This window comes from Streptomyces sp. NPDC026092 (assembly GCF_040638605.1).
Lineage (GTDB): Bacteria > Actinomycetota > Actinomycetes > Streptomycetales > Streptomycetaceae > Streptomyces.
In genome coordinates this window covers 414,379-435,528 of record NZ_JBEZYN010000002.1, presented here as the reverse complement: position 1 = coordinate 435,528, position 21,150 = coordinate 414,379, and the positions used below count along the sequence as shown (strand labels likewise).

The 21,150-nt window shown below is 69.8% G+C and carries 18 protein-coding genes, 1 tRNA gene and 1 pseudogene; 18 read left to right on the top strand and 2 right to left on the bottom strand.

Annotated features, from left to right (window positions below; all coding sequences use genetic code 11):
- Positions 1-6: 6 nt before the first annotated feature.
- Positions 7-1,017, bottom strand: a complete 1,011-nt coding sequence (locus AB0F56_RS04595) for a DUF5954 family protein (protein WP_362003839.1) — start codon at positions 1,015-1,017, stop codon at positions 7-9.
- A gap of 332 nt (positions 1,018-1,349) precedes the next feature.
- Between AB0F56_RS04595 and AB0F56_RS04590 the strand changes: the two genes are divergently transcribed.
- On the top strand, positions 1,350-1,634 hold the full coding sequence (locus AB0F56_RS04590; protein WP_362003837.1) for a hypothetical protein: 285 nt from the start codon (positions 1,350-1,352) through the stop codon (positions 1,632-1,634).
- Between the two features lie 211 nt (positions 1,635-1,845).
- Here AB0F56_RS04590 and AB0F56_RS04585 read toward each other — a convergent pair.
- Positions 1,846-1,917 (bottom strand) — tRNA-Arg (locus AB0F56_RS04585).
- A gap of 168 nt (positions 1,918-2,085) precedes the next feature.
- Here AB0F56_RS04585 and AB0F56_RS04580 point away from each other — a divergent pair.
- The 17 genes and pseudogenes from AB0F56_RS04580 to atpB all read left to right on the top strand — a co-directional run.
- Positions 2,086-2,442, top strand: a pseudogene (locus AB0F56_RS04580) (response regulator); the annotation flags it as partial.
- Between the two features lie 442 nt (positions 2,443-2,884).
- Positions 2,885-3,931, top strand: a complete 1,047-nt coding sequence (gene nrtL / locus AB0F56_RS04575) for an ArgS-related anticodon-binding protein NrtL (protein ID WP_362003835.1) — start codon at positions 2,885-2,887, stop codon at positions 3,929-3,931.
- Positions 3,932-3,942: 11 nt separating this feature from the next.
- The gene (gene lysA, locus AB0F56_RS04570; protein WP_362003833.1) at positions 3,943-5,334 is read left to right on the top strand and encodes a diaminopimelate decarboxylase; all 1,392 of its coding nucleotides are present in this window, start codon (positions 3,943-3,945) and stop codon (positions 5,332-5,334) included.
- 109 nt (positions 5,335-5,443) lie between these two features.
- Positions 5,444-6,742: a homoserine dehydrogenase gene (locus tag AB0F56_RS04565; protein ID WP_362004041.1), complete on the top strand. Its 1,299-nt coding sequence runs from the start codon at positions 5,444-5,446 to the stop codon at positions 6,740-6,742.
- Positions 6,743-6,748: 6 nt separating this feature from the next.
- Positions 6,749-7,819, top strand: a complete 1,071-nt coding sequence (gene thrC, locus AB0F56_RS04560; protein ID WP_362003831.1) for a threonine synthase — start codon at positions 6,749-6,751, stop codon at positions 7,817-7,819.
- Positions 7,820-8,156: 337 nt separating this feature from the next.
- Entirely contained in the window at positions 8,157-9,074 is a 918-nt protein-coding gene (gene thrB / locus AB0F56_RS04555; RefSeq protein ID WP_362003829.1) for a homoserine kinase, read from the top strand.
- A gap of 383 nt (positions 9,075-9,457) precedes the next feature.
- Positions 9,458-11,491, top strand: coding sequence for a transcription termination factor Rho (gene rho / locus AB0F56_RS04550; RefSeq protein ID WP_362003827.1), 2,034 nt, complete (start codon positions 9,458-9,460; stop codon positions 11,489-11,491).
- 203 nt (positions 11,492-11,694) lie between these two features.
- Positions 11,695-12,807: an LCP family protein gene (locus tag AB0F56_RS04545; protein WP_362003825.1), complete on the top strand. Its 1,113-nt coding sequence runs from the start codon at positions 11,695-11,697 to the stop codon at positions 12,805-12,807.
- A gap of 122 nt (positions 12,808-12,929) precedes the next feature.
- Positions 12,930-13,148 carry a 50S ribosomal protein L31 gene (rpmE, locus tag AB0F56_RS04540; protein ID WP_046909139.1) on the top strand — a complete coding sequence of 73 codons (219 nt, stop codon included), beginning with the start codon at positions 12,930-12,932 and terminating at the stop codon, positions 13,146-13,148.
- 98 nt (positions 13,149-13,246) lie between these two features.
- Positions 13,247-14,323: a peptide chain release factor 1 gene (gene prfA / locus AB0F56_RS04535; RefSeq protein WP_362003823.1), complete on the top strand. Its 1,077-nt coding sequence runs from the start codon at positions 13,247-13,249 to the stop codon at positions 14,321-14,323.
- 38 nt (positions 14,324-14,361) lie between these two features.
- A complete protein-coding gene (gene prmC / locus AB0F56_RS04530; protein WP_362003821.1) occupies positions 14,362-15,207 on the top strand; it encodes a peptide chain release factor N(5)-glutamine methyltransferase in 846 nt (281 codons plus the stop codon).
- A gap of 46 nt (positions 15,208-15,253) precedes the next feature.
- Positions 15,254-15,901: an L-threonylcarbamoyladenylate synthase gene (locus AB0F56_RS04525; protein WP_362003819.1), complete on the top strand. Its 648-nt coding sequence runs from the start codon at positions 15,254-15,256 to the stop codon at positions 15,899-15,901.
- Positions 15,898-16,542, top strand: a complete 645-nt coding sequence (locus AB0F56_RS04520; protein WP_362003817.1) for a protein-tyrosine-phosphatase — start codon at positions 15,898-15,900, stop codon at positions 16,540-16,542. Before AB0F56_RS04525 ends, AB0F56_RS04520 begins: the two co-directional genes overlap by 4 nt.
- A 113-nt stretch (positions 16,543-16,655) precedes the next feature.
- The gene (gene glyA / locus AB0F56_RS04515) at positions 16,656-17,903 is read left to right on the top strand and encodes a serine hydroxymethyltransferase (RefSeq protein ID WP_362003815.1); all 1,248 of its coding nucleotides are present in this window, start codon (positions 16,656-16,658) and stop codon (positions 17,901-17,903) included.
- A 106-nt stretch (positions 17,904-18,009) separates the two neighbouring features.
- Complete coding sequence (locus tag AB0F56_RS04510) at positions 18,010-19,350, top strand: MraY family glycosyltransferase (RefSeq protein WP_362003813.1); 1,341 nt, start codon at positions 18,010-18,012, stop codon at positions 19,348-19,350.
- A gap of 264 nt (positions 19,351-19,614) precedes the next feature.
- Positions 19,615-20,031, top strand: a complete 417-nt coding sequence (locus tag AB0F56_RS04505; protein ID WP_362003811.1) for a hypothetical protein — start codon at positions 19,615-19,617, stop codon at positions 20,029-20,031.
- Positions 20,032-20,256: 225 nt separating this feature from the next.
- Complete coding sequence (gene atpB / locus AB0F56_RS04500) at positions 20,257-21,066, top strand: F0F1 ATP synthase subunit A (RefSeq protein ID WP_362003809.1); 810 nt, start codon at positions 20,257-20,259, stop codon at positions 21,064-21,066.
- Positions 21,067-21,150: the final 84 nt, after the last annotated feature.

The window sequence follows — 21,150 nt, the reverse complement described above, 5'->3', positions numbered from 1 at the left end:
GGACTCTCACCTCTCAGGATGAAGAACCCCATCCAGATCCATGGTCGGATGCATCTTCATGGGCCCGTACTGGTCGATGTCGGAGGGGCGGGGAGGCTCGGGCCCGTCCTCTCCGCACCGTACGAGCCGCTCGATGCGGCAGATCCGGAAGAGCCGGTCGTCGATGCGCGCCTCGTTGGCGCGCCCGGCGGCGCGGAATTCTTCTCCGGCCAGCCGGTAGCGCTCGGCCTTTCGCTCGCCGAACTCGTAGATCATGGCCCAGAGTTCGGTCAGGCCCGAGTAGAGCGTGCGCCGGGCTTCATGCGGAGTCGCCTGCAGGACGCCGACGGGCCGCCACCCGGCACCGCGCCGCTCGGCGACGCCGAACCCGACGGGCAGCAGGACGATGTCGGGATGGGTGTCCACGGCTCGCAGCGACTCGTCCCGTACGTCGTCGGGGAACCGCTTGCCGGCGTACGAGAAGTCACGCAACCCCAGCTTGAGGGCTTCCTGGGTGAGCCCGTCCGCCCGCTCGGGGGCGAGCAGGAACCCGAGATCGGGCGAGGGCGGCGCGCTCCGGTGGTCCCACACGGGCTCGGTGGCGTCGGGATCGGTGGCGCGGGGCGGCTCGAGCCCGGTCTCCCCGCTCCGGGCGAACTCGTCGGCGCGCACGATCCGGTACCGCTCCCCGAGGACCACGATCTCGTCGACGGGCTCCTGCTCCAGGATCGCCACGGCCGCGAGGAGATCCCGCCGCACGTCCCGGTCGTCGGTGTCGTCCTTGGCCCGGAACCACAGCAGCGAGTTCAGACTGTCCCGCGCCTCCTGCGGCATCCCGGCCCCCACTTCCCGGACCACCTCCCACCCGTGCTCCCGCTCGACCGCCACCCCGAACAGCGGCCCCCGCAACGCAAGATGCGGAAACCGCAACGAAGCCTCCACCCCATCGGCCTCCCGCACCCAAGCAACAGGATCCCCACCACGAACCAGCTCCTCGCGAACCCGCTCGAGCCGCCGTCGCTTCCAGTCATCATCCATACACACATGGTGGCGAAGGCCCCCGGCCGCCGCGACAAATTCATCCCAACTCCCCAACTTGTTGGGATCAACTCGAACCACAGAACAACCCGCCAGCACGACACCTCGACCGCGTCCGCCCCCTGCACGGAAGGCAGAACATGCACGACCGGGGCGCTTGTGGGGGTGCTCATGGCTGGGAGCGTGAGCCCGCTTGGCAGGCAAGGGCCCAAACGCCGCCCGTCGCCGACTCGACGCCCTCCAGGGCGTGGTCGCCAGCAGGTAGGTACGTCTACCGCGTATCCGATGAAGGCTCAACGCTTGATCGCGAGTGGATCGAGGTGGGCAACGACGTGTGCGGTGTTCTGCATGGTTGCCGCGACGCCTCGGCTGTGGCCGCCCGCTTCGTCGGAGCCGGCTGGAGCTTCAGCTCGTCGTCCTGGAACGGCTACGAGCTGGAGACCAGCTGGTGCCAGGTGGAGATCGATCCGATCGACGGTTCGAAGATCTTGCTCAATGGCGTCCTCGACCCAACGCGGCTCGACGAGTTGGCTCGTCTCCTGAACTCCTTCGGGCTCCCGTACGAGCTGGAGCTCAACGACGAGGACAACGTCCTTGTACGCGAGATCCGAGGCTGAACAACCAACGCACCCACGGCCCCTGGACCTGTCCCAGGGCTTTCGCCTTTCCCCGGGACTGACCCGCATCGGTGCCCCAAGATCCTGTCCACGAATAGTCCACGGAGACCCGCCATCCGGCAGCTTCGAGCGCCACACCCTTGCGCAACGCAAAAGACCCCGTCCTCAGCGTTAGCGCTGGTGGCGGGGTCTTCAGGCACTTCCTGCGAAGTGCCCCCGGCAGGATTCGAACCTGCGCACACGGCTCCGGAGGCCGTTGCTCTATCCCCTGAGCTACGGGGGCGTCCGCCGCGTTCGGCGGCGACGGGTAGAACCCTACCAGCATCCGAGCCGTGCCTGTGAACAGGTATTTCCGTCGAGTCACCGACCCCCCGTTCCCCCTCACGGGTCGGAAGTGGGCAAAACCCGGACGCAGCCACTCGCGGCGACCTACTCTCGTGGTGTGTCAGGCATGTCCGGTCGGGTGCTCGTTGTCGATGACAACCGGGTGATCCGGCAGTTGATCAGGGTCAATCTCGAGCTTGAGGGCTTCGAGGTCGTGACCGCGGCCGATGGTGCCGAGTGTCTGGATGTCGTGCATCAGGTGCAGCCTGATGTCGTCACCCTCGACGTCGTCATGCCCCGGTTGGACGGGCTGCGCACCGCCGAGAGACTGCGGTCCGATCCGCGTACCAGTCATCTGCCGGTCGCCATCGTCAGCGCCTGCACCCAGTACGAGATGGACAGCGGTGTCGCCGTCGGCGTCGACGCCTTCCTCGCCAAGCCCTTCGAACCCGCCGAGCTCGTACGCGTCGTACGCAAGCTCATGCACCGCGACGGGCGGGAGCCCGGACAGCGGCGTGGCGGACAGGAGGGGCCGTCGGGGGTCGAGGGAAGACACGGCGAGGGCAGACCGGGAGAGGGAAGACCGGTCGAGGGTAGGCACGGGGAAGGCAGACCGGGCGACGGTAGACCGGGCGACGGTCGACACGTCGACGGCCGGCTCGGGGACGCCAGGCTCAGCGACAGTCGGCACAGCGACAGCAGGTGCGGCGACGCAAGACCCCCTGGCGACGCCCATGACGCCAACCGCCCCGACCACCACCCCGAAGGTGGCCGTCACGGCGTCGGGCGGGCCGGTAGTAACTGTCCCTAGTGGGGCGGTGCGCGTCGCCTGTAGGCGGCGGGTCGCAGCGCTCCCCGGCGGAGCCGGTGACCGCATCGCGAAACCGGTTCGCGTTCCGACCCCCCTTCTCCCATACGCTTGTCCCGTGACCCCCGCGGACCTCTCCCTCACCGTGCTGCACGCCGTGCGCCGTGCGGTCGACGACGGTGTGCTCCACGTGGAGGTCCCCCAGCGCGTCACCGTCGAGCGGCCCCGGCCCGGGGGGCGTGGCGACTACGCCAGCAACGTCGCCCTCACCCTCGCCCGCGCCGCCCAGCGCCCGCCCCTCGATGTCGCCGCGATCCTCCGCGACCGGCTCCATCGGAGCCCCGGCATCGCCGCCGTCGAGATCACCGGGCCCGGCTTCCTCAACTTCAGCCTCGACGCCAATGCCCAGCAGGACCTCGTACGGGAGATCCTCCGTCGCCGTTCCCGGTACGGGCACCTCGCGCCCAGCGGGCAGGTCGCACAGCCCGTCCACCGTGCCGACGTCCGGGCCGCCGTCACCGCCGACGCCGTCCGGCGGATCCTCGTCTCCCAGGGGTACCTCGTCCGTATCGCCTGCGAGGACGCCGTCGACCCCGAGTGGGCCCTGCTGGGGGTTCCGAGTGCGGTCCAGGGGGCCCGGGGGCATCTGCCCACCGACATCGCTCCCCTTCCCGTGCACCGACGAAGCCCCCGCGAGCTCGTCCACACCCTCGGTGTCGACGCCGCCCGGTGGGGGCTTCTTTCCGTCGCCGGGCATGACCACGCCCGCGTCGGTGACGAGCTGCTCCGGCAGCACGAGGACAACCCCCTCTTCCGCGTCCAGTACTCCCACTCCCGTGCCCGCGCCCTGACCAGGAACGCCGAGCAGCTCGGGTTTCACAGTGAGGCCGGGCACAGCAGCATCGAAGGCAGCCTCCCCCGCGTTCTCGGCGACCACCCCGCCGTTCTCGCGGCCGCTGCCCGCCATCGCGCCCCCGATCGGGTCGCCCGGCATCTCGAAGTCGTCGCCGACGCGCTGCTCGACTTCCAGCACACCGTCCTGCCCCTCGGCGACGAGAAACCCTCGGCCGCCCACCGCTCCCGGCTCGCGCTCGCCGAAGCCGCCGGGGTGGTGCTCGCCGGTGGCCTCTCCCTGCTCGGCATCAGCGCACCCGACCAGATTTGAAAGATGCAGACATGAGCCGTTCCGCCCACCCCGCCGGGCCCCGCCACGCCGACGTCCTCCCCGAAGGGCACTACAGCGCCCCGGCCGCCGACCTCAACGTCCTCGACCCCAAGGTGTGGGCGCGGACCGTCAGTCGTGACGAGCGAGGGCAGGTCACCGTGGCCGGGCTCTCCGTCACCGAACTCGCCGAGGAGTTCGGGACGCCCGCCTACTTCCTCGACGAGGCCGACTTCCGCGCCCGCTGCCGCGCCTGGGCCGACGCCTTCGGGCCCGACGCCGACGTCTTCTACGCCGGCAAGGCCTTCCTCTCCCGCGCCGTCGTCCGGTGGCTCACCGAGGAGGGGCTGAACCTGGACGTGTGCTCCGGAGGGGAGCTTTCCACCGCCCTCTCCGCCGGTATGCCCGCCGAGCGCATCGCCTTCCACGGCAACAACAAGAGCGAAGAAGAGATCGAGCGCGCCGTCTCCGTCGGTGTCGGGCGGATCGTGCTCGACTCCTTCCAGGAGATCGTGCGCGTCGCCCACATCGCCCAGGCCCTCGGCAAGCGGCAGCGCGTCCAGATCCGGGTGACCGTCGGCGTCGAGGCGCACACCCACGAGTTCATCGCCACCGCCCACGAGGACCAGAAGTTCGGCATCGCCCTCGCCGGGGGACAGGCCGCCGAAGCCGTCCGGCGTGCGCTCTCCCTCGACGGGCTCGAGCTCATCGGGATCCACTCCCACATCGGGTCCCAGATCTTCGACATGGCCGGTTTCGAGGTCTCCGCCCGCCGCGTCGTCCAGCTCCTCGCCGCGGTACGCGACGAGCACGGTGTCGAGCTCCCCGAGATCGACCTCGGCGGCGGCCTCGGCATCGCCTACACCTCCGACGACGACCCCCGTGAGCCGCACGACATCGCCAAGGCCCTCAAGGAGATCGTCACGAGGGAGTGCGAGGCCGCCCGGCTCGCCACGCCCCGTATCTCCGTCGAGCCCGGGCGCGCCATCGTCGGGCCCACCGCCTTCACGCTGTACGAGGTCGGGACCGTCAAGCCGCTCGAGGGGCTCCGGACGTATGTGAGCGTCGACGGTGGGATGTCGGACAACATCCGTACCGCGCTGTACGACGCCGAGTACAGCGTCGCTCTCGTCTCGCGGACGAGTGACGCCGAGCCCATGCTCGTCCGTGTCGTCGGCAAGCACTGCGAGAGCGGCGACATCGTCGTACGGGACGCCTTCCTGCCCGCCGACGTCGCGCCCGGCGATCTCCTCGCCGTGCCGGCCACCGGCGCCTACTGCCGGTCCATGGCCAGCAACTACAACCACGCACTCCGCCCGCCCGTCGTCGCCGTCCGCGACGGCGAGGCGCGCGTGATCGTTCGGCGTGAGACGGAGGAAGATCTCCTGCGCCTCGACGTCGGATGATGAAATAACTGTCTCAGGATCCGGACGAGGGGCAGAAACCCTCGTCCGGTGAGTGAGACTGGTCCAACCGTAGAGATACGAAGTAGTACGAAGGAAACGAGGTCGGATGATGCGTACGCGTCCGCTGAAGGTGGCGCTGCTGGGCTGTGGAGTGGTCGGCTCAGAGGTGGCGCGCATCATGACGACGCACGCCGACGATCTCGCCGCGCGCATCGGCGCCCCGGTCGAGCTCGCCGGCGTCGCGGTCCGCCGCCCCGACAAGGTCCGGGCCGGCATCCCCGCCGAGCTGATCACCACCGACGCCACCGCCCTGGTCAAACGGGGCGACATCGACGTCGTCGTCGAGGTCATCGGCGGTGTCGAGCCCGCCCGCACGCTGATCACCACCGCCTTCGAGCACGGCGCCTCCGTCGTCTCGGCCAACAAGGCGCTCCTCGCCCAGGACGGCGCGAGCCTGTACGCCTCGGCCGAGGAGCACGGCGAGGACCTGTACTACGAGGCCGCCGTCGCCGGTGCCATCCCGCTGATCCGGCCGCTGCGCGAGTCCCTCGCCGGCGACAAGATCAACCGCGTCATGGGCATCGTCAACGGCACGACCAACTTCATCCTCGACAAGATGGACACGTCGGGGGCCGGCTACAGCGAGGCGCTCGACGAGGCCACCGCCCTCGGGTACGCCGAGGCCGACCCCACCGCCGACGTCGAGGGCTTCGACGCCGCCGCCAAGGCCGCCATCCTCGCCGGGATCGCCTTCCACACGCGCGTGCGTCTCGACGACGTCTACCGCGAGGGCATGACCGAGGTCACCGCCGCCGACTTCGCCTCCGCCAAGCAGATGGGCTGCACGATCAAGCTGCTCGCGATCTGCGAGCGGGCCGCCGACGGCGAGTCCGTCACCGCGCGCGTGCACCCGGCGATGATCCCGCTGAGCCACCCGCTCGCCTCGGTCCGCGAGGCCTACAACGCGGTCTTCGTCGAGGCCGAGGCCGCCGGGCGGCTCATGTTCTACGGCCCCGGCGCCGGCGGCGCTCCGACCGCCTCGGCCGTCCTCGGCGACCTGGTCGCCGTGTGCCGCAACAAGCTCGACGGGGCCACCGGCCCCGGGGAGTCCGCGTACACCCAGCTGCCCGTGAGCCCCATGGGCGACGTGGTGACGCGGTACCACATCAGCCTCGACGTGGCCGACAAGCCGGGTGTCCTCGCCCAGGTCGCGACGGTCTTCGCCGAGCACGGCGTGTCGATCGACACCGTACGTCAGCAAGGACGACAGGACGGCAGCGGCGAGGCCTCCCTCGTCGTCGTCACCCACCGCGCCGCCGACGCCGCCCTCTCGGGGACGGTCGAGGCGCTGCGCAAGCTCGACACCGTGCGCGGTGTCGCCAGCATCATGCGTGTTGAAGGGGAGTAAGGACCCATGACCAGCAAGGGCACCCACCAGTGGCGCGGCATCATCGAGGAGTACCGGGACCGTCTTCCGGTCACGGACACGACGCCGGTCGTCACGCTCCGTGAGGGCGGTACGCCGCTCGTTCCCGCTCAGGTCCTCTCCGAGCGCACGGGCTGCGAGGTGCACCTCAAGGTCGAGGGCGCCAACCCCACCGGTTCCTTCAAGGACCGCGGCATGACCATGGCCATCTCGAAGGCCAAGGAGGAGGGTGCGCAGGCCGTCATCTGCGCCTCCACCGGCAACACCTCGGCGTCCGCGGCGGCTTACGCGGTACGCGCCGGCATGGTGTCCGCCGTCCTCGTGCCGCAGGGCAAGATCGCGCTCGGCAAGATGGGCCAGGCCCTCGTGCACGGCGCGAAGATCCTCCAGGTCGACGGCAACTTCGACGACTGCCTCGACCTGGCCCGCGCGCTGTCGGACAACTACCCGGTCGCGCTGGTCAATTCCGTCAACCCGGTCCGTATCGAGGGGCAGAAGACCGCCGCCTTCGAGATCGTGGACATGCTGGGCGACGCCCCCGACATCCACGTCCTGCCGGTGGGCAACGCCGGCAACATCACGGCGTACTGGAAGGGGTACCGCGAGTACGCCACCGACGGCCTCGCCACCCACCGCCCGCGCATGTGGGGCTTCCAGGCCTCCGGCTCCGCGCCGCTCGTGCGCGGTGAGGTCGTCAAGGACCCGTCGACGATCGCCACCGCGATCCGGATCGGCAACCCCGCCTCGTGGGAGTACGCGATCGCCGCGCGCGACGAGTCCGGCGGCTTCATCGACGAGGTGACGGACCGTGAGATCCTGCGCGCCTACCGGCTGTTGGCCTCGCAGGAGGGCGTCTTCGTCGAGCCCGCCTCCGCCGCGTCCGTCGCCGGTCTGCTGAAGGCCGCCGAGCAGGGGAAGGTCGACCCGGGCCAGCGGATCGTCTGCACCGTGACCGGCAACGGCCTGAAGGACCCCGACTGGGCCGTCGCCGGCGCGCCCCAGCCGGTCACCGTCCCGGTCGACGCCGCCGCGGCCGCCGAGCGCCTCGGCCTCGCGTAACCCTGCGCGCACCGCGCGCGGGCCTCGCGCGCGGTCTCGCGTAAGAACGCTGTAAGTCCCTGAAGTCTGGCGGGAAACGCCTCTCCGGGAGTCCCGGAGAGGCAAACCCGATCAGGAACGTACATAGGCGCACAGGAAGGCTTGCGACACGCATCGTGCGCCTCCTGTGCGCCCTATGTCGCCACAGAACCTTCCTTCGATAGGCTGTACCGAACCCGCCCCGTTGCATATGCGCGGTGTCGTTGCCGTTGTCGCCCCCGAGGCAGAAGCGGCCCCCGGGTTTCCGTGTACTTCTCTTGAAAACCCGTTGTCGCAAGTCAAGGAGAGTCATCGAGCGATGGCCGGTCCCGCCTTCCGCGCTGCCGCCGTACGGGTGCGCGTTCCCGCCACCAGCGCCAACCTCGGCCCCGGCTTCGACGCCTTCGGCCTGTCGCTGGGTCTCTACGACGACGTCGTCGTCCGGGTCGCCGACTCCGGGCTGCACATCGACATCGCCGGCGAAGGCGCCGACACGCTCCCGCGCGACGAGAGCCACCTGCTCGTACGCTCCCTGCGTACCGCCTTCGATCTGCTCGGCGGACAGCCGCGCGGCCTCGAGGTCGTCTGCGCCAACCGCATCCCGCACGGCCGCGGCCTCGGCTCCTCCTCCGCCGCCATCTGCGCCGGCATCGTCGCCGCCCGCGCCGTGACCATAGGCGGCGACAGCCGCCTCGACGAGGCGGCCCTCCTCGAACTCGCCACCGAGATCGAGGGACACCCCGACAACGTCGCCGCCTGTCTGCTCGGCGGCTTCACGCTCGCCTGGACCGAGTCCGGTGCCGCGCGGGCGATCAGGATGGATCCCTCGGATTCCATCGTTCCGGTGGTTTTCGTCCCCGGAAAGCCCGTACTGACCGAGACCGCGCGCGGCCTGCTGCCGCGCACCGTCCCGCACGTCGACGCCGCGGCCAACGCCGGCCGCGCCGCGCTCCTCGTCGAGGCGCTCACCCGCCGCCCCGAACTGCTGCTCTCGGCCACCGAGGACCGGCTGCACCAGGAGTACCGGGCCCCCGCGATGCCGGAGAGCATCGCCCTTGTGAACCGGCTGCGGGCGGACGGAGTCCCCGCGGTCATCTCCGGCGCGGGCCCCACGGTGCTCGCGCTGGCCGAACACGGGTCGGCCGACAAGGTCGCCCGGCTGGCGGGCGAGGGATGGGCCGCGAACCGGCTCGACCTCGATGTGTCCGGAGCGAGTGTCCTGCCGCTCGCTCCCTAGGGACACGTGATTGCCGGTGATGGAGAGGGGGAATGTTTGTTGGAGCCGGTAGTGTTAACCTCAAGTCAGCACCCGGCGCCTTTGTGGCGCGGTGCTGAGTGTCCCTGTCAGGGACCACCGATTCTTCCGGGAGCCTCCCCAACTGCCTGAGCAGCCCGCCTGAGCAGTTTCGAGCACGCTCCGGAACCGGCACGACACCCCTCGCTCAACCTGTGTGAGGGCCGAGCTAGGGGGCCTCGGGCCGGACCCAGCACGTTTTTTCTCTTCCGCCGTACCCGGCGGGACCACCGCCCCGACACGGTCCACAAGCCAGGACCGTTGTCGGACAGCACAACCGGTCGCCGAGCCAGATGGCCGACGTCCGCTCCAGGGAAGGACCCTTCGTGAGCGACACCACCGATCTGATGGGCGTGACTGCCGACAACACGGTCGACACTTCCGCGCCCGCCGCAGGTGCTGCCACTGGCACCACCGCACGGCGCCGCCGCTCCGGCACCGGCCTTGAGGGCATGGTCCTGGCCGAGCTGCAGCAGGTCGCGTCCGGCCTCGGCATCAGGGGCACCGCGCGGATGCGCAAGAGCCAGCTGATCGAGGTCATCAAGGAGGCGCAGGCCGGTGGCGGTTCTTCCGCCCCCGCCAAGGCCGCCGCCGACACGGCTGAGACCAAGCCGAAGCGCCGCGCCACCTCCAAGGCCCGTACGGCCGAGAGCGCCGACGAGCCCGCCGCCCCCAAGGCGGAGAAGGCCGAGAAGGCCGTCGCCCAGCAGCAGATCGACATTCCGGGCCAGCCCGCCTCCGACGACCAGCCGGCCGGCGAGCGCCGCCGTCGTCGGGCCACCGCGCCCGCCGGCAGCCCCGAGGGCGAGGCCAGGGCCGAGTCCGCGCAGGCCGTCAAGACCGAGACCAAGGTCGACACCCGGACGGACTCCCGAACCGAGTCCCGTACGGACGCGTCCGCCGAGGCCAAGGCCGAGACCGCCGCCGACACCGCCGAGGGCCGCGGCCGCCGCGACCGCGGCGAGCGTGGCGAGCGTCGTGACCGCGGCGACCGCCAGCGCGACCGCCGTGACCGCGGGGGCAAGGCCGACGAGCAGCAGGGCGGTGGCCAGGGCGGCCAGCGCCAGCAGCGTCAGGGCGGCCAGCAGGGTCAGCAGAGCGGCCCGCAGGACGACTTCGACGACGAGGGCGGCCGTCGTGGCCGTCGCGGCCGCTACCGGGACCGTCGTGGCCGTCGTGGCCGTGACGAGTTCCAGACCGGCGAGCCGCAGGTCTCCGACGACGACGTCCTGATCCCCGTCGCGGGCATCCTCGACATCCTCGACAACTACGCGTTCATCCGGACCTCCGGCTACCTGCCCGGCCCGAACGACGTGTACGTCTCCCTCGCCCAGGTCCGCAAGAACGGCCTGCGCAAGGGTGACCACGTCACCGGCGCCGTGCGTCAGCCGAAGGAGGGCGAGCGCCGCGAGAAGTTCAACGCGCTGGTGCGCCTGGACTCCTCGAACGGCATGGCCGCCGACTCCGGCCGGGGCCGCCCCGAGTTCAACAAGCTGACCCCGCTCTACCCGCAGGACCGGCTCCGTCTGGAGACCGACCCGGGCGTGCTGACCACGCGGATCATCGACCTCGTGTCGCCGATCGGCAAGGGCCAGCGAGGCCTGATCGTGGCCCCGCCGAAGACCGGCAAGACCATGATCATGCAGGCGATCGCCAACGCGATCACCCACAACAACCCCGAGTGCCACCTGATGGTCGTCCTGGTCGACGAGCGTCCGGAAGAGGTCACCGACATGCAGCGGTCGGTCAAGGGCGAGGTCATCTCCTCGACCTTCGACCGCCCGGCCGAGGACCACACCACGGTCGCCGAGCTGGCCATCGAGCGCGCCAAGCGCCTCGTGGAGCTGGGTCACGACGTGGTCGTCCTGCTCGACTCGATCACCCGTCTGGGACGTGCGTACAACCTCGCCGCCCCGGCCTCCGGCCGCATCCTGTCCGGTGGTGTCGACTCGACCGCGCTCTACCCGCCGAAGCGCTTCTTCGGTGCCGCGCGCAACATCGAGGACGGCGGCTCGCTGACCATCCTGGCCACCGCGCTGGTCGACACCGGCTCGCGCATGGACGAGGTGATCTTCGAGGAGTTCAAGGGCACCGGCAACATGGAGCTCAAGCTCGACCGGAAGCTCGCCGACAAGCGCATCTTCCCGGCCGTCGACGTCGACGCCTCGGGTACGCGTAAGGAAGAGATCCTGCTCGGCAGCGACGAGCTGGCCGTCACCTGGAAGCTGCGTCGCGTGCTCCACGCGCTCGACCAGCAGCAGGCGATCGAGCTGCTGCTCGACAAGCTCAAGCAGACGAAGTCGAACGGCGAGTTCCTGCTCCAGATCCAGAAGACGACGCCTGGCGGGAACAACGACTGAGGCATGACCTCCGTCACACGACGGGGGACGGCCCCAGGGTTGTAACCCCGCCGTGACCTGGATCGACGACCGCGCCCACCGTGCCCCGCACGGTGGGCGCGGTGCGTTGCGGGCCGTCGCTCTGCGAAACCTCACAGGTTCCCGTGCAACCCTTCCGGGCGCATGTCCGTCACAGAAGGTGAAACTAGGACCTGAGGTAGGAAATGACCGAGCAGAGCAAAAGCGGCCGAATACGGCCCAACGGCCGGCGTCGCAAGCAGCCCGCCAAGGGCCGCCGCGCGCTGACCGTCGCCGCCTGGAGCGCCGCCGCGATCGTCGTGGTCGGCGGCTCCGGACTCGGATACGTGTACTTCAAGCTCGACGGCAACCTCCAGGGCGTCGACATCAACGCCAAGCTCGGCACCGACCGCCCCAAGAACGTCGACAACGGCTCCATGGACATCCTGGTCCTCGGCTCCGACTCCCGCTCCGGCGACAACGGCGCGTACGGCAAGGACGAGGGCGGCGCCCGCTCCGACACGGCGATGGTCGTGCACGTCTACGAGGGCCACAAGAAGGCCAGCGTCGTCTCCATCCCCCGCGACACCCTGATCGACCGCCCCGCGTGCGTCGACGAGCGGGGCACCCGCGTCGCCGGCTCCAAGCGGGCCATGTTCAACACCGCGTACGAGGTCGGCGGGCCCGCCTGCGCCGTGAAGACCGTCGAGTCGATGTCCGGCATCCGCATGGACCACTACATCGAGGTCGACTTCACCGGCTTCAAGAAGCTGATCGACAAGCTCGGCGGCGTCGAGATCACCACCACCGAGGCCATCAAGGACTCCAAGAGCCACCTGAACCTCGCCCCGGGCACGCACACCCTGAACGGCGAGCAGTCCCTCGGCCTGGTCCGTACCCGCAAGAGCGTCGGCGACGGCAGCGACCTCGGCCGCATCCAGCTCCAGCAGGCCTTCATGAAGGCCTTCATCGACCAGGTCAAGGACGTCGGTGTCTTCTCGAACCCGAAGAAGCTCCTCGACATCGCCGACACCGCGACCAAGGCCATCACCCCCAACTCCGAGCTCGACTCGGTCAACGAGCTGATGGGCTTCGCCCAGGGGCTCGCCGGGCTCGGCGCCGACGACGTCCACATGGTCACCATGCCGGTCGAGTACGACCCCGCCGACCTGAACCGGGTCATCCCCCTGGAAGCCCAGTCCCGGCAGGTCTGGCAGGCGCTCAAGGCCGACAAGCCCATCCCCGCGTCGGCGACCAAGGACACCGCCACGGGCAAGGCCGACGGCCTGGTGAAACAGCCCGGAACAGTTCCGGAATAGTTTCACCCAGGACCCGGTTTTGGGAGATACGGCCGGTCCTGGCAGACTGGTACGTCGGCCCCGGTTCACGCAGGTGCATCCCGCACAGCGACCCGGGCGCCCTCCCGAAACTAGGAGACACCTTGAAGCGCGAGATCCACCCCGAGTACGTCGAGACCCAGGTCAGCTGCACCTGTGGCGCGTCGTTCACCACCCGTAGCACCCTGACCGAGGGCACCATCCGTGCCGAGGTCTGCTCCGAGTGCCACCCGTTCTACACGGGCAAGCAGAAGATCCTCGACACCGGCGGCCGCGTCGCCCGCTTCGAGGCCCGCTTCGGCAAGGCTGCGGCCAAGAAGTAGCACGTCACTGCGCCGGTCCTTGGTCGCTCCCGCCGGGAGCACCGGACCGGCGCTTTGCCGTCCCCGCAGTCCTTTCGTACGAAAACCAGGAGCCATCGATGTTCGAGGCGGTCGAGGAACTGATCGGCGAGCACGCCGATCTCGAGAAGAAGCTCGCTGACCCTTCGGTCCACTCGGACCAGGCCAACGCGCGCAAGCTGAACAAGCGTTACGCCGAGCTGACCCCGATCGTCGCCGTCTACCGTTCGTGGAAGCAGAACGGTGACGACATCGAGACCGCCCGCGAGCTGATGCACGACGACCCCGACTTCGCGGCCGAGGTCAAGGAGCTGGAGAAGCAGCGCGAGGAGCTGACCGACAAGCTGCGGCTGCTGCTCGTCCCGCGCGACCCCAGCGACGACAAGGACGTCATCCTGGAGATCAAGGCCGGCGCGGGCGGCGACGAGTCCGCCCTGTTCGCCGGCGACCTGCTCCGGATGTACCTGCGCTACGCCGAGCGGGTCGGCTGGAAGACCGAGATCATCGACTCCACCGAGTCCGAGCTCGGCGGCTACAAGGACGTCCAGGTCGCCGTGAAGACCAAGGGCGGCAACGGCGCGACCGAGCCCGGTCAGGGCGTCTGGGCGCGGCTGAAGTACGAGGGCGGGGTGCACCGCGTGCAGCGCGTGCCCGCCACCGAGTCGGCCGGCCGGATCCACACCTCCGCCGCCGGTGTCCTCGTGACGCCCGAGGCCGAGGAGATCGACGTCGAGATCCACGCCAACGACCTCCGTATCGACGTGTACCGGTCCTCGGGCCCCGGCGGCCAGTCCGTCAACACGACCGACTCCGCGGTCCGCATCACGCACCTGCCGACCGGCATCGTCGCCTCCTGCCAGAACGAGAAGAGCCAGCTCCAGAACAAGGAGCAGGCGATGCGTATCCTGCGGTCCAGGCTGCTCGCCGCCGCGCAGGAGGAGGCCGAGTCCAAGGCCGCCGACGCCCGTCGCAGCCAGGTCCGTACCGTCGACCGGTCCGAGAAGATCCGGACGTACAACTTCCCGGAAAACCGGATCTCGGACCACCGCGTCGGATTCAAGGCGTACAACTTGGACCAGGTGCTCGACGGCGACCTGGACGCGATGATCCAGGCCTGTGTCGACGCCGACTCGGCGGCCAAGCTCGCCGCGGCGTAAGTTCCCCGTAGCCCCACCCCGTACCACGGAGGACCAGCGTGAACCTGCTGCTTGCCGAGGTGGCCCAGGCCACCCAGCGGCTGGCCGACGCCGGCGTTCCCTCGCCGCGTTTCGACGCGGAGGAGCTCGCCGCGTTCGTGCACGGCGTCAAGCGGGGGGAGCTGCACAACGTCAAGGACGCGGACTTCGACGCCCGCTACTGGGAGGCGGTGGCCCGCCGCGAGGCCCGCGAGCCGCTCCAGCACATCACCGGGCGGGCGTTCTTCCGCTACCTGGAGCTCCAGGTCGGTCCCGGCGTCTTCGTGCCCCGGCCCGAGACGGAGTCCGTGGTCGGCTGGGCCATAGACGCCGTACGGGCCATGGACGTCGTCGAGCCGCTGATCGTCGACCTGTGCACCGGCTCGGGCGCGATCGCGCTCGCCATGGCGCAGGAGGTGCCGCGCTCGCGCGTGCACGCGGTCGAGCTCTCCGACGACGCGCTGGTGTGGACCCGCAAGAACGCGGAGGGCTCGCGGGTCACCGTCCACCAGGGCGACGCGCTGACCGCGCTCCCGGAGCTCGACGGCCAGGTCGACCTGGTCATCTCCAACCCGCCGTACATCCCGCTGACCGAGTGGGAGTACGTCGCGCCCGAGGCACGCGACCACGACCCGGAGATGGCGCTCTTCTCCGGCGAGGACGGCCTCGACACCATCCGTGGCATCGAGCGCACCGCGCACCGCCTCCTGCGCCCGGGCGGCCTCGTCGTGATCGAGCACGCGGACACCCAGGGCGGTCAGGTGCCGTGGATCTTCAACGAGGAGGCCGGGTGGTCGGACGCCGCCGACCACCCGGACCTGAACAAACGACCGCGCTTCGCGACCGCCCGCAAGGCGATGCCGTGATCCGCGCCGCTGCCCTGACCAACCCTGTGTACGAGGAGGCCCGCTGATGGCTCGGCGATACGACTGCAACGAGGCGACCGACCGTGTGACCGGTCTGCGCGAGGCCGCGTCCGCCGTGCGCCGCGGCGAGCTGGTCGTGCTGCCCACCGACACCGTCTACGGGATCGGTGCGGACGCCTTCAGCGCGGAGGCGGTCGCGGACCTGCTCGACGCCAAGGGCCGGGGCCGCAACATGCCCACGCCCGTCCTCATCGGCTCCCCGAACACGCTGCACGGGCTCGTCACGGACTTCTCCGAGCAGGCCTGGGAGCTCGTCGACGCCTTCTGGCCGGGCGCGCTCACGCTCGTCGCCAAGCACCAGCCCTCGCTCCAGTGGGACCTCGGGGACACCCGGGGCACGGTGGCGATCCGGATGCCGCTGCACCCGGTCGCGATCGAGCTGCTGACCGAGGTCGGCCCGATGGCGGTCTCCTCCGCCAACCTGACCGGCCACCCGTCGCCGGAGGACTGCGACGCGGCCCAGGGCATGCTCGGCGACTCCGTCTCCGTGTACCTCGACGGCGGCCCGACGCCCGGCATCGTGCCGTCCTCGATCGTGGACGTCACCGGCAAGGTGCCGGTCCTGCTGCGTGAGGGCGCGCTCTCCCCGGAGGAGCTCCGGAAGGTCGTACCCGACCTCGAGGTGGCCAATTGACCGCCCCTGAGGGGCGTGGCATAGCGGGGCACGAGAGCAGTTCCTTCCGCATCCTCCACGTCAGCACCGGCAACGTCTGCCGCTCGCCGATCACCGAGCGGCTGACTCGCCATGCCCTGAGCGACCGCCTGGGCGACCCCCGGGGCGGCGGCCTGATCGTGGAGAGCGCGGGCACCTGGGGGCACGAGGGCGCCCCGATGGAGGCCAACGCGGAGCTGGTCCTCGCCGACTTCGGCGCGGACTACAGCGGCTTCGTCGGCCGCGAGCTCCTCGACGAGCACGTCATCCGCGCGGACCTGGTCCTGACGGCGACCCGCGACCACCGGGCGCAGGTCATCTCGATGGGCCACTCGGCGGGCCTGCGCACCTTCACCTTGAAGGAGTTCACCCGGCTCGTGCGGGCCATAGACCCCGCGACGCTGCCGGACCCGCTGGGCGAGGGCATGGTGGAACGCGCGCGTGCGCTGGTCCGCGCCGCGGCGGCTCTACGCGGGTGGCTCCTGGCCCCCAACGCGGAGGCCGACGAGGTCAACGACCCGTACGGCGCCCCCATCACGTTCTTCCGCTCGATCGGCGAGGAGATCAACACAGCCCTCGACCCCGTCGTGACGGCCCTGACGGGAGTCCCCGCGCGCCGTTGAGGGCGGAGCGCCCTACGGCCAGACGGCTCAGGGCGCGGATGAACATCAGGCAAACCGCTTCCCGCGCGCCTACATTGGAGCTGAAGGCCCGCCCCTCGCGCCGGGAGCCACAGATGCCGGTCACCGCTCCACCCGAATCGGAACTCGACGTCCTGCGCCGGCAGGACCCGGAGATCGCCGACGTGCTGCTCGGCGAGGCGCGCCGGCAGAGCGACAGCCTGCAGCTGATCGCCGCCGAGAACTTCACCTCGTCCGCCGTCCTGGCCGCGCTCGGCTCCCCGCTCGCCAACAAGTACGCCGAGGGCTATCCCGGCGCCCGCCACCACGGCGGCTGCGAGTTCGCCGACGCCGCCGAACGGATCGCCGTGGAGCGGGCCACCGCGCTCTTCGGAGCCGAGCACGCGAACGTGCAGGCCCATTCCGGTTCCTCGGCCGTCCTGGCCGCGTACGCGGCGCTCCTGCGGCCCGGGGACACCGTCCTGGCCATGGGCCTCGCCCACGGCGGCCACCTCACGCACGGCTCGCCCGCCAACTTCTCCGGCCGCTGGTTCGACTTCGTGCCGTACGGCGTCGACGCCGAGACCGGACTCGTCGACTACGAGCAGGTCGCCGCCCTCGCCCGGCACCACCGCCCGAAGGCGATCGTCTGCGGCTCGATCTCCTACCCCCGCCACCTCGACTACGCGGTCTTCCGCGAGATCGCCGACGAGGTGGGCGCCTATCTGATCGCCGACGCCGCGCACCCCATCGGCCTCGTCGCCGGGGGAGCGGCCCCGAACCCCGTCCCGTACGCCGATGTGGTCTGCGCCACCACGCACAAGGTGCTGCGCGGACCGCGCGGCGGGATGATCCTCTGCGGCGCGGACCTCGCGGGCCGCGTCGACCGGGCGGTCTTCCCGTTCACCCAGGGCGGCGCCCAGATGCACACGATCGCCGCCAAGGCCGTCGCGTTCGGCGAGGCGGCGACGCCGGCCTTCAGCACGTACGCCCATCGGGTGGTCGCGCACGCCCGGGTCCTCGCCGACGCGCTCGCCGCCGAGGGCTTCGCCGTCACCACGGGCGGCACCGACACCCACCTGATCACCGCCGATCCGGCTCCTCTCGGCATCGACGGCCGCACGGCGCGGACCCGGCTCGCGGCCGCCGGGATCGTCCTGGACACCTGCGCCCTGCCGTACGGGGACGGGCGCGGCATCCGGCTCGGCACCGCCGCCGTGACCACCCAGGGGATGGGTCCCGCGGAGATGGCGCGGATCGCCGCGCTCTTCACGATCGCCCTACGGGATGACGTCGAGGAGACGGCCCGGGTACGCACGGAAGTACGTGATCTTGCCGGGCGATTTCCCCCGTACGGCCGCTGAAGAAGCCGGACCGCAACCATCCGGGCGGCCCGTATGTCCTCAAGCACATGGACAGCACGGCTAGGGTGTGGGGCTGAGATGGCCAGCGATTCCTGTGGGGCAGCCCGTGCGTGATTACCTGCTGACGCTCTGTGTCACGGCCGCGGTGACCTATCTGCTGACCGGTCCGGTGCGGAAGTTCGCCATCGCGACCGGGGCGATGCCGGAGATCCGTGCCCGCGACGTACACCGAGAACCGACTCCGCGGCTCGGTGGCATCGCCATGTTCTTCGGCCTGTGCACGGGCCTCCTGGTCGCGGACCATCTGCAGAACCTCAACAGCGTCTTCGAGCTCTCCAACGAGCCCCGCGCGCTGCTCTCGGGCGCCGCGCTGATCTGGCTGATCGGTGTCCTGGACGACAAGTTCGAGCTGGACGCGCTGATCAAGCTGGGCGCGCAGATGATCTCGGCCGGTGTGATGGTGATCCAGGGTCTGACGATCCTGTGGCTGCCGATCCCCGGTGTCGGCGTGGTCGCGCTCACCAAGGGCCAGGGCACGCTGCTGACCGTGGCGCTCGTGGTCCTCACCATCAACGCGGTCAACTTCGTCGACGGCCTGGACGGCCTCGCCGCCGGCATGGTCTGCATCGCGGCCGCCGCGTTCTTCCTGTACGCGTACCGGCTCTGGTACGGCTACGGCATCGAGGCCGCTTCCCCCGCGACGCTGTTCGCCGCCATCCTCATGGGCATGTGCCTGGGGTTCCTGCCGCACAACATGCATCCGGCGAGAATCTTCATGGGCGACTCCGGCTCGATGCTGATCGGTCTGATCCTGGCCGCCTCGGCCATCTCGATCACCGGCCAGGTCGACGCGGACGTGCTGAAGATCTTCGAGGGCTCGGGGCGTGAGGCCACCCACGCCGCGCTGCCGGTCTTCATCCCGCTGCTGCTGCCGCTGACGATCATCGCGATCCCGATGGCGGACCTGGTCCTGGCGATCCTGCGTCGCACCTGGAACGGCCAGTCGCCGTTCGCGGCGGACCGCGGGCACCTGCACCACCGGCTCCTGGAGATCGGGCACTCGCACAGCCGGGCCGTCCTGATCATGTACTTCTGGTCGGCGCTGATCGCGTTCGGGACGCTGGCGTACTCGGTGCACTCGACGTCGATGTGGATCGTGCTCGTCGTGGTCTTCCTCAGCGCGATCGGTCTGGTGCTGCTCCTCCTGCCGCGCTTCACGCCGCGGGCGCCCCGCTGGGCGGAGTCCTTCGTCCCGCCGCGCTACCGCCGCCGGAAGACCGTCCTGCCGGGGACCTCCGCCTCTGCCGCAGCCTCGGTGGGCGGACCCTCCGATCCCGCCGAGCCGGTCGAGGAGCGCGTCCCCGTGCCGGCGGGGGTCAACGGAGCCACCGCCATCGGCCACCGTTCGCGCTTCACCGACCGGCGGAAGGCCGGAACGCCGAGTTGACGAAAGCCGCATCGGCTCGCAATACCAGACAAGACCACCTCGTGTCCTGCACACACGCGCGCAGTAACTCTCATGTGTGACAGTCAGCACACCTTGAGGGTAAAGACCTATTCAAATAGTTTGTGATACGGTTCACGAGACCCGGCGACAGCGCCGAAAGACCGTAGTGCGACGGTCCGTTGGCCCCGAGACACACCTCGGACCGGGCTTACGCTCGTCCCTGACGACACCATCGCCCCCACCAGTAACAGCGGAGACACCGCCATGCCGTCCAGCGACGCACGCATCCTTCTGTCAGCTGCCATTCCCGCTGCAGCCACCGGCGCCATCGCCGCGGTCATCAGCGGCGTGGTCGCCGGCGGAAAGGGCGCGATCGGCGCCGTGATCGGCTGCGCGGTCGTGATCGCCTTCATGGGGATCGGTCTCGTCGTGCTCCAGCGGACGGCCAAGTCGTACCCGCACCTGTTCCAGGCGATGGGTCTCCTGCTCTACACGACCCAGCTGCTGCTGCTCTTCGTGCTGATGCTGATGCTCAAGAACACGACGTTCTTCGACTTCAAGGCCTTCGCCTTCACGCTGCTCGCGTCGACCCTCGTCTGGATCGCCGCGCAGGCGCGTGCGTACATGAAGGCCAAGATCATGTACATCGACGACCCCAAGAAGCAGGGGTCGTCGCAGTGAGGGGTAGGGCCGGGATAAAGGCGCGTTCGGCTTCCTGCTATCGTCCGGTGCCAACTGCGGCACTGCGGGCGCGGGCATCCGAGCTGACGCCTGTCCCAGCGCGAGGCTCGACGCCGAACCGCCGCCCCCTTATCCGTAAGACCAGTCCAGTGCCGACCCGCGGCTGCGTGCCGCGCCGACACAACGAGGTTGCCGTACCTATGCGCCACGCTGAAGGAGCCCGCGGTGAGTGCTGACCAGACGCTTGCCTTCGACCCGGATTGCCACATCTTCAGTGGATGCGGCTTCCCGGCGCCGGGCCTGCACACGTTCATGTACGAGCCCATCGCCACGGTGGGCGGCATCGAGATCACCAAGCCGATGCTGCTCGCCGTCCTCGGCTCCATCGTGGTCGTCGGGTTCTTCTGGGCCGCCTTCAACAAGCCCAAGCTGATCCCCGGCAAGATGCAGATGGTCGGCGAGGCCGGATACGACTTCGTCCGCCGCGGCATCGTCTACGAGATCATCGGCAAGAAGGACGGCGAGAAGTACGTCCCCTTCATGGTGTCGTTGTTCTTCTTCGTCTGGATCATGAACCTCTGGTCGATCATTCCGCTCGCCCAGTTCCCGGTCACCTCGCTGATCGCCTTCCCGGCCGGTCTCGCGCTGATCGTGTACGTCATGTGGATCTCGCTGACGTTCAAGAAGCACGGCTTCGTCGGCGGCTGGAAGAACATCGTCGGCTACGACAAGTCCCTCGGTGCGATCCTCCCGATGGTCGTCGTCCTCGAGTTCTTCTCGAACCTGATCATCCGGCCCTTCACGCACGCGGTCCGACTGTTCGCGAACATGTTCGCCGGTCACCTGCTGATCGTGATGTTCTCGCTGGCCACCTGGTACCTCATGAACGGCCTGGGCTTCGTCTACGCCGGCGCCTCGTTCGTGATGGTCCTCGTGATGACGGCCTTCGAGCTCTTCATCCAGGCCGTCCAGGCGTACGTCTTCGTCCTCCTGGCCTGCAGCTACATCCAGGGCGCGCTCGCCGAGCACCACTGAGTGACACCCGTCCCGCAAGGGGCTCAGCTGCACCCCCCAATCCATCAGTCGTCCGGTGGCCAACCCCCATCGGGTCATTGAAAG